General features: G+C 64.5%; 12 protein-coding genes. 9 read left to right on the forward strand and 3 right to left on the reverse strand.

What is annotated here, in order from left to right:
- The first annotated feature begins 32 nt into the window (after positions 1–32).
- Genes U5782_RS28580 through U5782_RS28590 form a run of 3 tightly spaced genes read left to right on the forward strand, consistent with a single transcriptional unit; the run spans position 33 to position 1993 of the window.
- Positions 33–1082, forward strand: coding sequence for an LLM class flavin-dependent oxidoreductase (locus tag U5782_RS28580; protein WP_322047219.1), 1050 nt, complete (start codon positions 33–35; stop codon positions 1080–1082).
- Positions 1083–1136: 54 nt separating this feature from the next.
- Positions 1137–1481 (forward strand): DUF3088 domain-containing protein, encoded by a 345-nt coding sequence (locus U5782_RS28585; RefSeq protein ID WP_322047220.1) that lies wholly within the window; start codon positions 1137–1139, stop codon positions 1479–1481.
- On the forward strand, positions 1481–1993 hold the full coding sequence (locus tag U5782_RS28590) for a GNAT family N-acetyltransferase (RefSeq protein ID WP_322047221.1): 513 nt from the start codon (positions 1481–1483) through the stop codon (positions 1991–1993). The genes U5782_RS28585 and U5782_RS28590 overlap by 1 nt, the downstream gene beginning before the upstream one ends.
- Before the next feature lie 47 nt (positions 1994–2040).
- On the opposite strand, the gene U5782_RS28595 is transcribed toward U5782_RS28590, so the two are convergent.
- A complete protein-coding gene (locus tag U5782_RS28595; protein WP_322047222.1) occupies positions 2041–3642 on the reverse strand; it encodes an APC family permease in 1602 nt (533 codons plus the stop codon).
- A 1032-nt stretch (positions 3643–4674) separates the two neighbouring features.
- On the opposite strand from U5782_RS28595, the gene U5782_RS28600 reads away from it, so the two are divergent.
- The 6 genes from U5782_RS28600 (at position 4675) to U5782_RS28625 (ending at position 12166) form a co-directional block, all read left to right on the forward strand.
- Positions 4675–5139, forward strand: coding sequence for a (2Fe-2S)-binding protein (locus tag U5782_RS28600; RefSeq protein WP_322047223.1), 465 nt, complete (start codon positions 4675–4677; stop codon positions 5137–5139).
- Complete coding sequence (locus U5782_RS28605) at positions 5132–7396, forward strand: xanthine dehydrogenase family protein molybdopterin-binding subunit (RefSeq protein ID WP_322047224.1); 2265 nt, start codon at positions 5132–5134, stop codon at positions 7394–7396. The genes U5782_RS28600 and U5782_RS28605 overlap by 8 nt, the downstream gene beginning before the upstream one ends.
- Positions 7397–7449: 53 nt before the next feature.
- Positions 7450–8787: a cytochrome c gene (locus tag U5782_RS28610; protein ID WP_322047225.1), complete on the forward strand. Its 1338-nt coding sequence runs from the start codon at positions 7450–7452 to the stop codon at positions 8785–8787.
- Between the two features lie 338 nt (positions 8788–9125).
- Positions 9126–9446 carry a hypothetical protein gene (locus tag U5782_RS28615; RefSeq protein ID WP_322047226.1) on the forward strand — a complete coding sequence of 107 codons (321 nt, stop codon included), beginning with the start codon at positions 9126–9128 and terminating at the stop codon, positions 9444–9446.
- 170 nt (positions 9447–9616) lie between these two features.
- On the forward strand, positions 9617–10636 hold the full coding sequence (locus U5782_RS28620; protein ID WP_322047227.1) for an alcohol dehydrogenase: 1020 nt from the start codon (positions 9617–9619) through the stop codon (positions 10634–10636).
- Positions 10637–10774: 138 nt separating this feature from the next.
- Positions 10775–12166, forward strand: a complete 1392-nt coding sequence (locus U5782_RS28625; protein ID WP_322047228.1) for a sensor domain-containing diguanylate cyclase — start codon at positions 10775–10777, stop codon at positions 12164–12166.
- Between the two features lie 72 nt (positions 12167–12238).
- On the opposite strand, the gene U5782_RS28630 is transcribed toward U5782_RS28625, so the two are convergent.
- Together U5782_RS28630 and U5782_RS28635 are read right to left on the reverse strand one after the other, a co-directional pair.
- Complete coding sequence (locus U5782_RS28630; protein ID WP_322047229.1) at positions 12239–13648, reverse strand: uracil-xanthine permease family protein; 1410 nt, start codon at positions 13646–13648, stop codon at positions 12239–12241.
- Positions 13649–13911: 263 nt separating this feature from the next.
- Positions 13912–14595, reverse strand: coding sequence for a Crp/Fnr family transcriptional regulator (locus tag U5782_RS28635; protein ID WP_322047230.1), 684 nt, complete (start codon positions 14593–14595; stop codon positions 13912–13914).
- Between the last annotated feature and the right edge of the window lie 72 nt (positions 14596–14667).

Raw genomic sequence — 14667 nt, forward strand, 5'->3', positions numbered from 1 at the left:
TCGCGCTCATCCAACCTTAAACGACCTCTCGTATGTGCGCAGCTCATATCGACCACATCGCTTTTCTCACACCGGGCAATTATCGCGACGACGCACCGCGCGCCGGTCTCGAAGCCGCGCTCGAGCTCTTTCGCCTGGGCGAGGCGTTGGGCTACGACAGCGCCTGGGTGCGTCAGCGCCATCTCGAACATGCGGTGTCCTCGGCGGCGACATTTCTTGCCGCGGCGAGCCAGCGCACTACGCGTATTGGCCTTGGCGCCGCCGTGATCCAGATGGGTTATGAAAATCCGTTCCGTCTCGCCGAGGATCTGGCGAGCGTGGACCTGCTCTCGGGCGGGCGGCTGAACGTTGGGCTGAGTGCGGGCGCGCCCGGCCACGGTACGCTGCTGGGCGAGCGCTTGTTCGATGCTGATCCCGCGCAGATCGACTTCTCGCATGCACGCGTCGAGCGGCTGCGCCGCAACCTGAGCGGCGAGTGGCTGGGCGACGAGGCGAGTTTCGTCGAATCGGCAGCGGGACGTGTGCGTCCGCGCATCACGCCGCATGCGCCTGGGCTGGCTTCGCGGCTTTGGTATGGAGGTGGCTCGCAGCGCTCGGTGGAATGGGCCGCGCGTAACGGCTTCAATCTACTGATCGGCAATATCACGACGGGTGAGGGCACCGACGATTATCGCGAGGCGCAATTGCGTCAGTTGGAGACGTACCGCAAGCACTGGAGCGGCGCGCAGCCGCCGCGCGTGGCGCTCGGTCGCGTGATCGTGCCGCTCGATAGCGCGGATGCAGCGACGCGCGAGCGTTATCGCGCCTTCGCGGCGGGGCGCCATGCGCGCACGCTCGCGCCGCAAGGCGAGCGGCGCACGGTTTTCGTGCCCGATATCGTCGGGACGTCGGAGGAAATTCTGACGCAATTGCACGCCGATCCAGTGCTCGCGCAGGTGCGCGAACTGCGCCTCGAATTGCCCTACGATCTGCCGTTCGAGAACTACCGGCAGATTCTCGAAGATTTCATCACGCGTATCGCACCGGAGTTGCAATGGCGAGCCTCATCGGCCGCCAATCCGCCGACGCAGATCGCGGCGTGAAGTGTTCCGCAATTTACATCGTCATACTGATTAAATAACAAGGAGTTGCTTTAGATGAGCCAGGACCTGCTGTTGTTGCTCGCCCCCGCATTCGCCGACCCGAAACATCCCGGCGAACGTTTCGTCTGCCCACATGGGCTGGCGATCGAAGGACTGCTGGCGAGCGATCCCGCGCGCGCTGCGCAACTCGAAGTGAAGCGCGTGGCGTTCGAGCGCCCGCGCCCGGCGGTGATCGAGGTGCTCGACGAAGCGCATCAGGGCTTGCCTGCGCTCGTGCTGGGCGACGAGCATCCGCTGCCCGACGATGTGCTCGTATTAGGCGAAACGCGCTATGTAACCGACCCGAAGCGCATCCTCGCGCTGCTGGCCGAACGCCACGGATTCCCGAAGGTGCATTGATGGCGCACGAGGCGTTCGTCTATGTGACGGTGCGAGACCCGCGCGCGCAGCCCTTGTTCGCGGAGCTGGCTTATGAATATCACAGCCGCTATGCGGACGTGATCGCTGCCGAAGACCTCGAACGCGAGATGACGCGCTATCCCGACGAGGATTTCGTGCAGCCGCGCGGCGCGTTCGTGTTGCTGCTGCGCGATGGCGTGGCGGTGGCGGGCGGGGCGTTCATGCCGCATGGGGACGCAGGCACGGCGGAGTTCAAGCGGATCTGGGCAAGCCGTCATGAGCGCCGCCAGGGCCTCGCGCGCCGCGTGCTGGTGGAACTGGAAGCCCAGGCGGCGCGCCAGGGCTACACGCGGGTGTTCCTCGGCACCGGGCCGCGCCAGCCCGAGGCGGTGGGGTTGTACAGCACGAGCGGCTATACGCTGCTATCGGCGCACGATTTCGGCGACGTGCGGCCGCCGGGTTATCACTTCGAGAAGTTGCTGCCTGTGTTGCACGAGGCCGAGGCTTCGTGATTGGAAGCGGCGCTGCGGATGTTCCATCCCGGCGCCGTTTCGATGCGTCAGACTTTGGCTTCTGCGGGCAGCGCTTCGTACTCGGCGTGGTGTTCGCGCTCAGCGAGGTACGGCGTGCGATAGCCCGAATTCACGCCCCAGAAGTAGAAGCCGAGCGAGAAGACGGCGACCACCAGCATGTCCCAGCCGTAGGGAATCACATCGTAGCCGCCGAACTGCTTGCTGCCGATCAGCGAGAGCACGGCCATCACCGGCAGGTAGGCACACAGCCACCATGCGGCCTTCAGATCCTGGCCCCAGCCGGCCCAGCCTTCCTTGCCCTGGAAGTAGAAGTACACCGGCAGCGCCACGACCATCAGCAGGATGATTTCGCCGGTCAGCGGCCACTTCGCCCAGTAGAGGATCATCGACGCGCAGACGAATGCGAACGGTGCGATTACTTTCATGAACGGCACGGTTAGCGGGCGTTCGATATCGCTTGCAGCACGCTTGAGCGCCATCAGGCTGATCGGGCCCGTGAGGTACGAGATCACGGTTGCAACCGAGATCACTGCCGCGAGCGAGCTCCAGCCGCGGAAGAAGAACAGGAAGATGAACGACACGATCAGGTTGAACCACATCGCGGGACGCGGCACGCCGTAGAACGGGTGCACGTTGCCGAACATCGCCGGCATCGTGTTGTTGCGCTCCATCGCGTAGATCATGCGCGAGGTCGTCGCCATGTAGGTCGTGCCGGTGCCGCTCGGGCTCACGAACGCATCGACGTACAGCAGGATCGCCAGCCAGTTCAGGTTCAGTGCGATCGCGAGTTCCGCGAACGGCGACTTGAAGTTGAACAGGTTCCAGCCCTTCGCGACGTCCGTCGGGTCCACGGCGCCGATATACGCGACTTGCAGCAGCACGTAGATCACCAGTGCGCAGACGATCGAGCCGATCACCGCGAACGGAATGCTCTTCGATGGATTACGCGCTTCGCCTGCGAGGTTGATCGGGCTCTGGAAACCGTTGAACGCGAACACGATGCCGCTCGTCGCGACCGCCGTGAACACCGCCGACCAACCATAAGGCGCGAACGTGCTCGCCTCGCCGAAGTTCTCGTGGTGGAAGCCACTTGCCATCAGGCCGGCAATCGTGAGGCCCGGGATGATGAACTTGAAGATCGTGATCGCGCTATTGGCGCGTGCGAAGACTTTCACGCCCCAGTAGTTCAGCATGAAATAAATGATCACGAGGACGGCGGAAAGCAGTAGGCCGGTTGTTGTTAGTTCGCCGTTCAGGAAGAGTGCGTGCGCCCATGGGTAAGGCCAGGTGCTCATGTACTGGATGGAGGCTTCGGCTTCGATCGGAATCACCGAAACAATCGCGATCCAGTTCGCCCATGCGCTGATGAAACCCACCAATGCGCCATGCGAGTAGCGGGCGTAGCGGACCATGCCGCCCGATTCCGGGAACATCGCGCCGAGTTCGGCATACGTGAGCGCGATGGCCAGTATCACCACGGCGCCGATTACCCACGCGCAAATCGCTGCCGGTCCGGCGATCTTCGCAGCCTTCCATGCACCAAACAACCAGCCCGAGCCAATGATCGACCCAAGGCCGGTAAACATCAGCGCAAACGGCCCAATATGTCGTTTTACAGAACTGCTCACGTCATCTCCTCATGTCCAGATCGTAAGGGTTCGGTGCGGGTTGCGCAGCGGCCTTGTCGTCGTTACGGGCATTCTCGCTGCCTGTTCTCCTGCTTTTGCGTGCGTGTATGCGCGCTGTATGGCCAGTTGCGGGTAGCTGTGGCGAAGGCTCGCTTGAATGCCGAACGCGGATACTCGGGCGACACCTCTTATGCGTCCAATGCTGTATTCACATAGCGTTATGCGTTATTTGCATGAGGTGCTGAATTGTTCGCACAGGTAGGGACATTCTTGCGTTTCTTGCGTATTTTTGTGGTCCTGGAATATCTCCATAGTCACGTTAATGATGCGTTTTGTTTATCGGGCATGGGGTTCGCCGTAAGCGGTCGTGTTGCGGTTTGTCGGGATTGACTTCGGCAAATGTGACGGTTCGTGCTTTTTTTAAAGCGTCGTTTCGCGGGCGGCGCGTTCGTCTGGCCTGGCAGGCCCGCTCTCTTTTGGATATTAATAAGGGTTGCTTAGGTATTTTTATGCTGTGTTGTTGTTTGCTTCGTTTTTTCTCAGGCTCTTTGCCGTCTTGGCCTTTCCTTGTTTTCGTGTCGGTCTATTAGCGTCGCCCCTGTGCGGGGCGGCACCTACTTTCTTTGCCGCGGCAAAGAAAGTAGGCAAAGAAAGCCGCTCACACCGCCAGTGTGACGCCGTCCACAAACCGCCTTATACGGGGATAGGTATAGGTGCGTCTGTCACCTCGCACCCTCCTACGAAGTGACACAGCAATCATCCATCCCGCCGCTCGCTTCGCGCGCTGCGGTCGGGGCCGCCAGGGAAACCCTCCGCGCTTCTTTACATTCAGATTTTCAGGCATGGATGCCGGATTTTTCGGTATGGCCCATCCGGCCCTTCGATACTAGACTCGGTAGTCGTGCGCGGGTGGCGCGCGGTTTCTGCTCGTCTTGTCGTCTGCTCCCGCGTTTGCGCATTCCAACAATATTTTCGCCGCCCCGTGTCTTTGCGACGGGCGTGGCCTCCCCCCCTCATGGAAGGTCCTGGATCATGGTTCAGATTCTGATTAATGGTCAGTCCCATCAATTCGATGGCGATCCCGAGATGCCGCTCCTCTGGTATCTGCGCGATGAACTCGCTCTCACCGGCACCAAGTTCGGTTGCGGCATGGCCCTCTGTGGCGCTTGCACCGTCCATCTCGATGGTCAGCCCGCGCGCGCCTGTGTCACGCCCGTCGGTGCAATCCAGGGCCGTCGCGTCACGACCATCGAGGCCGTTCACGAGTTGAAGGTCGGCGCCGCCGTCCAGGCCGCGTGGATCGACAAGCAAGCGCCCCAATGCGGTTACTGTCAGTCCGGGCAGGTCATGTCTGCCGTCGCGCTGCTCTCAACCCAACCCAATCCCTCCGACGCCGATATCGACGATGCCATGAGCGGCAATATCTGCCGCTGTGCCACCTATCAGCGCATCCGCGCCGCCATCCACCAGGCTTCGGAGGCGCTCAAGCATGCGTGATCCGAATCGCAATGAGCGCGCAGCGGCGGGCGCGCAGGCCGATGTGCCGCGCGTGTCCCTTTCTCGCCGTCAGTTCCTCGCCGGCATCTCGGCGCTCACGCTCGCCGTCGGCTTTCGCGGTGGTCTCGCGGTTGCGGCTTCGCTCGATTCTCCCGCGAAGAACGCCTCATCATTCACGTTCGAGCCGAATGCCTTTATCCGCGTCAATGCCGATGGCTCGGTTACCGTCATCTCCTCTTATCTGGAGATGGGGCAGGGCACGTTTACCGGCATCGCCACGCTGGCCGCCGATGAACTCGATGTCTCGCTCGACAAGGTCGTCGTCGAGGCCGCGCCCGCCGATGTCACGAAGTACGCAAACCCGATGTTCGCGTCGTTCGGCTGGACGCTCCAGGCCACCGGCGGCAGCACGGCGATGGCCGGGGCGTGGAAGCAGATGCGCGAGGCCGCCGCCGCCGCGCGCATGATGCTCCTCGGCGCCGCCGCGAAGCAATGGAAGGTCGATCCGGCCACGCTGCACGTCGAGAGCGGTGTGGTCGTGCATGCGGCTTCGGGGCGTCGTGCGGGTTATGGTCAGTTCGTCGCCGCCGCCGCGCGCGAGCCGCTGCCCGTCAAAGTGGTCGTCAAGCAGCCGGCAGACTTTAAGCTGATCGGCAGGCGCGATACGAAGCGCGTCGATATTCCGGCCAAGGTCAACGGTTCAGCCATCTATACGCAGGACGTCAAGGTGCCCGGCATGCTGGTCGCCGTGATCGCCCATCCGCCGCGTCTGGGCGGCAAGGTTCGGCACGTCGATGCGAGCAAGGCGAAGGCCATTGCCGGCGTGGTCGCGGTCGTCCAGGTGCCCGGCGACGACGAGGTGCAGGGCGGCGTGGCCGTGCTCGCGCGCAATACCTGGGTCGCGCGTCAGGGGCGCGATGCGCTCGATATCGCGTGGGACGACAGCCACGCGTTTGCGCTCAGTTCGACCGATATCTTCAGTCAGTTTCGCGCGCTGGCCGATCAGCCAGGCAATGTGGCCGAGCAGCGCGGCAAGGTGCTCACTGCCGCACCGGATGGCGGCAAATACGTCGAGGCGGTGTACGAGCAGCCCTATCTCGCGCACGCAACGATGGAGCCGATGAATTGCCTCATCCAGTTGCAGGGCAATCGCTGCGAGATCTGGAATGGCGAGCAGTGGCACACCGGCGATCAGGCGATGGCAGCGAAAGAGCTCGGCCTCAAGCCCGATCAGGTGGTGATTCATCAGCTTTATGCGGGCGGCAGTTTCGGTCGTCGTGCGAATCCGCATTCGGACTTCGTGCGCGAGGCGGCGCGCGTGGTGCGCGCCGCGCACGCCCAGGGTGTGGTTGCGCCCATCAAGCTCGTGTGGATGCGCGAGGACGACATGCGCGCGGGCTATTACCGGCCCCTCACGGTGCATAAGGTGCGCGTGGCGGTCGACCGCGCGGGCAATCTCGTTTCGTGGAATCACGATGTGGTCGGGCAGAGTTTCATGCAGTTGCCCAAGTCCGATTCGATCGACCCGGTGCTGGTCGAAGGCGCCGCCGATATTCCCTATGCGATTCCCAATTTCCGCGTCGCGCAGCACAAGGCGAAGCTGCCCGTGCAGACGCAGTGGATGCGCTCGGTCGGGCACACGCACTCGGCTTTCGTCGGCGAAACCATGATGGACGAAGCCGCGCGCGCGGCGGGCAAGGACCCGTATGCGTTCCGTCATGCGCTGCTCGGCGCCCAGCCGCGCCATCGCGGTGTGCTCGAACTCGTGGCGCAAAAAGCGGGCTGGTCCACGCCTCTCAAGCCGGGGCCGCAGGGCACGCGGCGCGGCCGGGGCATCGCGCTGCAACTCGCGTTCGGCACTTATGTTGCGCAGGTCGCCGAGGTCACGGTGCAGCCCGATGGCGCGTTCACGGTGGATCGCGTGGTGTGCGCCGTCGATTGCGGCATGGTGGTCAATCCCGACATCGTCACGACGCAGGTGGAAGGGGGCATCGGTTTCGGCCTCACGTTCCTGCGCGCCGGTATCACGTTCGACAAGGGGCATGTGAGGCAGGGCAATTTCAACGACTACCCGGTGTTGCGCATGAGCGGCATGCCGGTGGTCGAGGTGCATATCGTGCCGTCGAAGGAAGCGCCCACCGGCATCGGCGAACCGGGTGTGCCGCCCGCCGCGCCGGCGGTCGCGAATGCGCTCGCCGCTGCCACGGGCACGGCGATCCGCACGCTGCCGCTGGGTGATTCGCTACGTCCGGCTTGATCCGCCGATCGCCCCTTTCCTTTTTCCGTGTCGAACCGGGAACACCCAACATCGTGAAAATTCGCAGAATCATTGGCTTCACGGCGCTCGCGGCGCTCGTGGCCTCCGCCGTCCTGTGCGGCCGCGCCTGGCTCACGCCGCCCGGCGCCGAACCGCAGCCGCCCGTCGCGGGCACGCCGGCCGATTTGCCCGCCAGCTTGTCGTCGGAAATCGCCCGTGGCGAATATCTCGCCAAGGCCGCCGATTGCGTGGCCTGTCATAGCGTCTCAGGCGGCACGCCCTACGCGGGCGGGCGGCCGTTCAAGCTGCCGTTCGGCACCATTTACGCCACCAACCTCACGCCGGACAAGGACTCCGGCATCGGCAACTGGAGCGACGACGCGTTCGTCAAGGCCGTGCGCGAGGGCATTGGATCGCATGGCAATCTTTATCCCGCGATGCCCTATACCTCGTACACGCAGCTAAGCCGCGACGATGTGCTGGCGATCAAGCGTTATCTGCTGACGCTCGCGCCCGTGCATGCCGCGCCGCCCGCGAACGATCTGTCGTTCCCGTACGACCAGCGTTGGGGCATGGCCGCGTGGAACGTGCTGTTCTTCCACGAGCAGCGCTTCGCGGCCGATCCGGCGAAGAGTGTCGAGTGGAATCGCGGCGCGTACCTCGCCACCGCGCTCGGCCATTGCGGCGAATGCCATACGCCGCGCAACGCAGGTTTCGCGATGAAGTCGCGCGACTATCTCTCCGGCGCGGATATCGAAGGCTGGAAGGCGTACAACACGACCTCGGACCAGAGCTACGGCATTGGTGCGTGGAGCGATCAGCAGGTCGCGCAGTATCTGTCGCTTGGCCATGCGCCGGGGCGCAGCTCGGCGGCGGGGCCGATGGCCGATGTGGTCGAACATAGCTTGCAGTACCTGACGCCCGGCGATATCGCGGCGCTGGTCGCGTATCTGCGCAGTGTTGCACCCGCGACGGGCGGGCAGGCGAGTGCGGCGGCGACGATCACGCTCGACCCGTCCGCCGCGCATGCCTCGAATGCCGTGCTGCCGGGTGCGTCCTCCACGACACCGGCGCTTGCACGAGGCCAGCGTCTGTTTGCAGGCGATTGCGCGGGTTGTCATCAGTGGAACGGCGCGGGGCGCCAGAGCGACTATGCCTCGCTCGTGGGCAGTCATGCGGTCAACGATCCCTCGGGGGCGGCGCTCGTGCAGGTGTTGTTGCATGGCACCTCGCTCACGGTCAACGGACGTGTGCAGCAGATGCCGGGCTTCGAGGGCGCGTACACGGATTCCGATATCGCCGCGGTCGCCAATTTCGTGCTGAGTCATTTCGGCTCGAAGGAAGGGGCGGTGACGGCGGAGCAGGTGAGCAAGCTGCGCGCGGCGCAATAAGGGGGGGGACGGGCAGCGCGTGAGAGGTGTTTCGCGCTGCTCGTCAATTTTTCAACTAACGGCGTACGCGCTTCTCCCACATCGAAGCGACCGCCAGCGGCCCGATTGCCCGAATCGGAGTGTTCACCGCTTGCGCGCGCCGCCGCGCAGGTTGCTTCCAGCTCGACCAGCGTTGCTGGGCGCCAGAGCGCTTTCGACCGTTTCCATCGCCGCCTGTCGATTCAAAAGCGCAAATGACTGTATGGACAGTCTGATTACGCCCGAATTTTGCGGCACGCCGCGTGCGCTGACCGGATACGCCCTGAGCGGGTATCCATCGACATCGGGAGGACGTAGCGATGAGCGAATCCATCGATAAACCCAGTGCCGTCACCACCGAACCGGCGGACGCGGACGACGCGCCGCCGATCCTGCCATCCGAGCAATCGCGGCCCTTTGGCGACGCCGTGCCGGCGCCCACGGAGCCGGGGCTCGATCAGCCGCTGCCGCCCAAAACGCCTGCGAGAACGGCGCGTGTAGCGGGCCAAGCGCCACAAGCCCAAGCCGACGACGCGCCCGATCCGCTGCCCGAGGAGATTTCGGTCCCCATCGGCGACGCCATTCCGACGCCAGTCGAACCGGGGCTCGATCAACCTCTGCCCGGGAAGAAGAAGCCTTAGCACTGGCCGCACCGCCGCGCGAATGCTGTCTGCACAGGCATTCGGTCGCCCATGCGCGGCGATTTTTTCCGCTGCTGTACGCTGCTAGCGCGTCAATCGTGTCACTCACTGGCGGCGTCGAAGGCACGCCGCGCGCTTCCCCTCGCGCTTTCCCTTTCAAGGAGCAGACGATGCCAACGATGCAGGCAGTGCAGGTAGCGAAAGCAGGTGGACCGCTCGAAGTGGTCGAGCGGGATATCCCCGAACCGGCCGCCGGCCATGTACTGATCAAGGTGCAGGCCTGCGGCATTTGCCATAGCGATTCACTCACGAAAGAGGGCCAGTGGCCGGGTCTTCAGTTTCCGCGCGTGCCCGGCCACGAAATCGCGGGCGTGATCGAGCGCCTTGGCGCGGGAGTCGAAGGCTGGAGCTTGGGACAACGCGTGGGCGTGGGCTGGCACGGCGGGCATTGCGGTCACTGCGATCGGTGCCGTCACGGCGACTTCGTGCTTTGCCGCAATGCGCTGGTGCCGGGCATCAGCTACGACGGCGGTTACGCCGACTACATGACGGCGCCGCAGGAGGCGCTCGCGCGCATGCCCGACGATCTCTCCGATGTCGATGCCGCGCCGCTGCTCTGCGCGGGCATCACCACCTTCAATGCGCTACGCAATAGCGGCGCGCGCGCAGGCGATGTGGTGGCGATCCTCGGCATCGGCGGGCTCGGGCATCTGGGTGTGCAGTTCGCGCGCAAGATGGGCTTCGTCACGGTGGCGATCGCGCGCGGCGAGGACAAGGCGCCGCTCGCGAAGCAACTGGGCGCGCATCACTACATCGACAGTTCCGCGCAGAACGTCGGCGAAAGCCTGCAAGCGCTCGGCGGCGCGCGCGTGATTCTGGCGACCGTCACGAACGGCCAGGCCATGAGCGCGGCGATCGGCGGTCTGGGTGTGAACGGCAAGCTCATCATGGTGGGCGTCGCGCAGGAGCCGGTGGAAGTGCCGGTGACGCAGTTCATCATGGGGCGGCAGTCGGTGCAGGGCTGGCCGTCGGGGACGGCGGCGGATTCGCAGGAGACGCTGGCGTTCAGCGCGATCGCAGGCGTGAAGCCGATGATCGAGGAATATCCGCTCGCCCGCGCCGCCGAGGCGTATGACCGCATGATGAGCGGCAAGGCGCGTTTTCGCGTGGTGCTCATACCGGGTAAATGAGGAGGCGGGCGACGCTAAAGGTCGGCTCGCGGGCCGCCGATATAGAGGCGTTGAGCCCGGCGGCGGCTGGCCTTCGCGCGCCATGCCGCAGCGCTGCCTGCCGGGGATTTTTCCGACCTCGATCCGTCCGAACACCGCATGAACAAGCTGATTACCTCACGCCGTCCGACCCGTCTGCATCGCTCGATCGCGTTGGGCCTGGCGTTAGGCATCGGCTTGCTGGTGGCGGCGATCTATCCGTATGCGAGCCGCGCGCTGCCCGCCTGCGTGCCCTTCGTGCCGATCTTCTGCACGGCCGTCGTCGTGACCGAGGCGATCACGTCGCTGCTCATGTGGGTGCGTTTTCGCATGGGCAAGTCGCCCATCGATGCGGCGCTTTGTGCCGCCTATGCTTTCAGCAGCCTGACGTGCGCGGTGCAGTTGCTGATCTTTCCGGGCGTGTTTTCGCCCACCGGCCTGCTGGGCGCGGGCAAGCAGAGCGCCGTGTGGATCTGGGTGGTGTGGCACGGCGGCTTTCCGACCCTCGTGCTGGCGGGCTTCGTCGCGCAGTGGCTCGCAGAGTCGCGATTTCTGTTTCGACTGCGGCACGCCCGCCTGCTGGTCCTGCTGGCCTTATGCGGCAGCGTGGCGGGCTGCGTTGTCGCTGTGCGTTTCAGCGACGCGCTGCCGATGCTCATCAAGGACGGCTCTTACAGCCTGCTGCGCCATAGCCCTTTCGCGTTCTATGTCGTGGCCGCGTGCGTGACGGCGCTGGTCGCGCAGCTCGTAAGCGGTCGTCTGCGCAGCGTCCTCGATCTCTGGCTGACGATCGCGCTGCTGGCTTTTCTCGCCGATGTGACGCTCACGCTGGCGGGCTCGGCGCGTTTCACGCTGGGCTGGTATGGCGCGCGCGTAGCGTCGGTGATTGCTTCGTCGGCATTGCTGGCGGCGCTGCTGGTCGAGATCTCGATGCTCTATTCGCGTCTTGCGCGCATCAACGAGGATCTGGAGGAGAAGGCCAATCACGATGCGCTTACCGGCCTCTATAACCGTGGCTGGTTCGACATGGCCTATGCGCGTGAATGTCTCGTGGCGCAGCATCAGGAGCGGCGGCTGTCGGTGCTGATGGTCGATGTCGATCACTTCAAGCTGTTCAACGATGCCTACGGGCACGCAGCCGGCGACGAGTGTCTGCGGCGGGTCGCGAACGCGCTGCAAGGTTGTCTGCGACGCCAGGGCGATGCCGTCAGCCGCTATGGCGGGGAGGAGTTTGTGGTGCTGCTGCCGGGTTGTGCGGCGGCGTCGGCGGTGTCGATTGCCGAGGCCATGCGCAGCGCGGTGCGCAAGCTCGACATTCCCGCGAAAAGCCCGGCGGGGCGCGTGACGATTTCGCTGGGCGTGTTCACGAGCGAGGCGGGCAAGCCGCAGGCGAGCGATCCGCTTCAGGGCGCCGATGAGAATCTGTATCGCGCGAAAGCGCAGGGGCGGGACAGGGTGGTGGCGGGCACACGCAAGACCGCGGCGCCCGTGCTGCATGCCAGCGCCGTCTGACCACCCGACGACGCGAGGGCAAGCGCGGCCCGGGAGGGCCGCTTGCTGCTGACTGTGTAGCTGACTGCTACGTCACTTCTTTTCCGGCAGGAACCAGTTCATCACGAGCGCGCAGATGCCGCCCGTGGCGACGCCCGATTCCAGCACGTTCTTCAGCGCATGCGGGAGGCTGGTCAGGATCTCCGGCACCTGCGAGACGCCCAGACCCAGCGCGAGCGACACCGCGATGATCAGCAGCGCGCGGCGGTCGAGCCGGGTGCCCGCGAGAATGTTGATGCCCGAGGCGGCCACCGCGCCGAACATCACCATCGCCGCACCGCCCAGCACGGGCTCGGGCACGGCCTGCAGCACGCCTGCGACGGGCGGGAAGAGCCCCAGCACCACGAGCATCCCCGCGATCCACACGCCCACGTGACGGCTGGCGATGCCGGTTAGCTGGATCACGCCGTTGTTCTGCGCGAACACCGAACTCGGGAACGTGTTGAACACGCCGGCCAGCAGCGAGTTCGCGCCATTGACGAGCACGCCGCCCTTGATTCGTTGCATCCACACCGGTCCTTCGACGGGCTGACGCGAAATCTTGCTGGTCGCCGTCACGTCGCCGATCGCTTCGAGCGAGGTGACGAGATAGATGATCAGCATCGGCACGAACAGCGACCACGAGAAGCCGATGCCGAAGTGCAGCGGCGTCGGGATCTGGAACAGGGCGGCTTCGCGCGCGCCGGTGAAGTCGAGGCGGCCCAGCGCGGCGGCCACGAGATAGCCGATCACGAGCGCGATGACGAGCGCCGTGCTACGGACCCAGACGATGGGCACGCGGTTGAGCAGGATGATGGTGCCGAGCACGACGCCCGAGAGCGTGAGGTTCTCGACGCTCGCGAAGTTGCCCTTGGCGATGGCGCCATAGCCGCCGCCCATGCTGATGAGGCCCACCTTGATGAGCGTGAGGCCGATCAGCAGCACCACGATGCCGGTGACGAGCGGCGTGATCAGCCGCTTGACGAACGGCAGGATGCGCGAGACGGCCATTTCGACGAACGACCCTGCGATGACTACGCCGAAGATCGCAGCCATCACGGTCTGGACCGGCGTGCCTTGCTTGACCATCAGACTGCCGCCGGCGATCAGCGGGCCGACGAAGTTGAAGCTCGTGCCCTGCACGATGAGCAGGCCCGCGCCGAGCGGCCCGATGCGGCGGCACTGCAAAAACGTGGCGATGCCCGAAATGACGAGCGACATCGACACGATCAGCGTGGTGTCGCGGCTGGAGACGCCGAGCGACTGGCAGATCAGCAGGCCTGGCGTGACGATCGGCACGAGAATGGCCAGCAGATGCTGCAAGGCGGCCACGAAGGCGATCGTGGGGGCGGGGCGGTCGTCGGGGCCGTAGACGAGGTCGTGGACCGGTTCGGCGTCGTGGGGGGCGTGCGCGTGAGGCTGGGCGTGCGGTTGAGCGTGCTGCGTGGGCAAAGCGGGTTGCATCGGAAAGGCCGGGTTGGAATGAAAACCCGGGATTTTAACGGGTTGGATTGAGGGTGGGATCGAAATGAGGGGGAAGGCGTCCTGAGCCCCTCTTTGCCGGCACCGAAAAACGGGGCCGGACGGTGCGTTCCACTCGCGCGAAGGGCGGGCGATTTTGGCCCCGGTCGCGCTGTGCGATGGCCGACGGTTCGCTCATTTGCCAGGGATTCCTGATCGATTTGCCGCGTCGGGCTAGCGCCATGCAGGCATGCCGCTGCGTCACCCTAAACGCCGTTGGACGTCTCAACCAGCAGGTTCATATCCTTTACTTCGATCTTGCCGTAGCGCAGTTCGATGGCGCCCATTTTCGCCAACCCTTGCAGTTCCTTGTTGAGGGTCGTGCGGCTGATGCCCAGCATCATGGCGATGTTGTCCTGCGAGGTGCCGATCACCGGACGCGCGTCCCACGACTGCGTGAGATCGCCACGGGCAAGCATCACGAGACGGCGCGCGACCCGCGTGCCTGTGCTGCGCAACGCGATGTCGGCGAGCAGTCCGAACACGCCCAGCAGCCGTCTTGCCTCCATGAGGGCCACCGCTTGCGCGAACGTGGCGTTCTGCATCAGTGCGTTGAAGTGCTCCGCATTCACGACGATCAGTTCGGTGTCTTCCAGCGCCACGGTCGTGGAGGTTCTGGGATGCCGCGCCAGCAGCATGACCTCGCCGAACCAGTTGCCCGGTTCGATGATGGTCAGGATGGCTTCATTGCCATCCGGGTGAATGACGAAGAACTTGATCGCCCCTTTGGCGACGCCAAAAAAACCATCGCGGGATTCGTTGAACGGATCGCCCTGGCGAAACAGCACTTCACCTTGCGCGAGGCGCAGCGGTCGCGCACACGCCAGCAACGCGTCGGCCACCTCTTTGGGCAAGCTTCCAAACCACGGATTGTCGAAAAAGACTTGCATGGGGAATGGGGATCGGTATTAGCCCTGAATCGACAAGATTTGAACAGTCTTATTGGATCAACTTCAGCATCA

Origin of the sequence: Paraburkholderia sp. J67 (genome assembly GCF_905220265.1) — a bacterium.
Classification (GTDB): domain Bacteria; phylum Pseudomonadota; class Gammaproteobacteria; order Burkholderiales; family Burkholderiaceae; genus Paraburkholderia.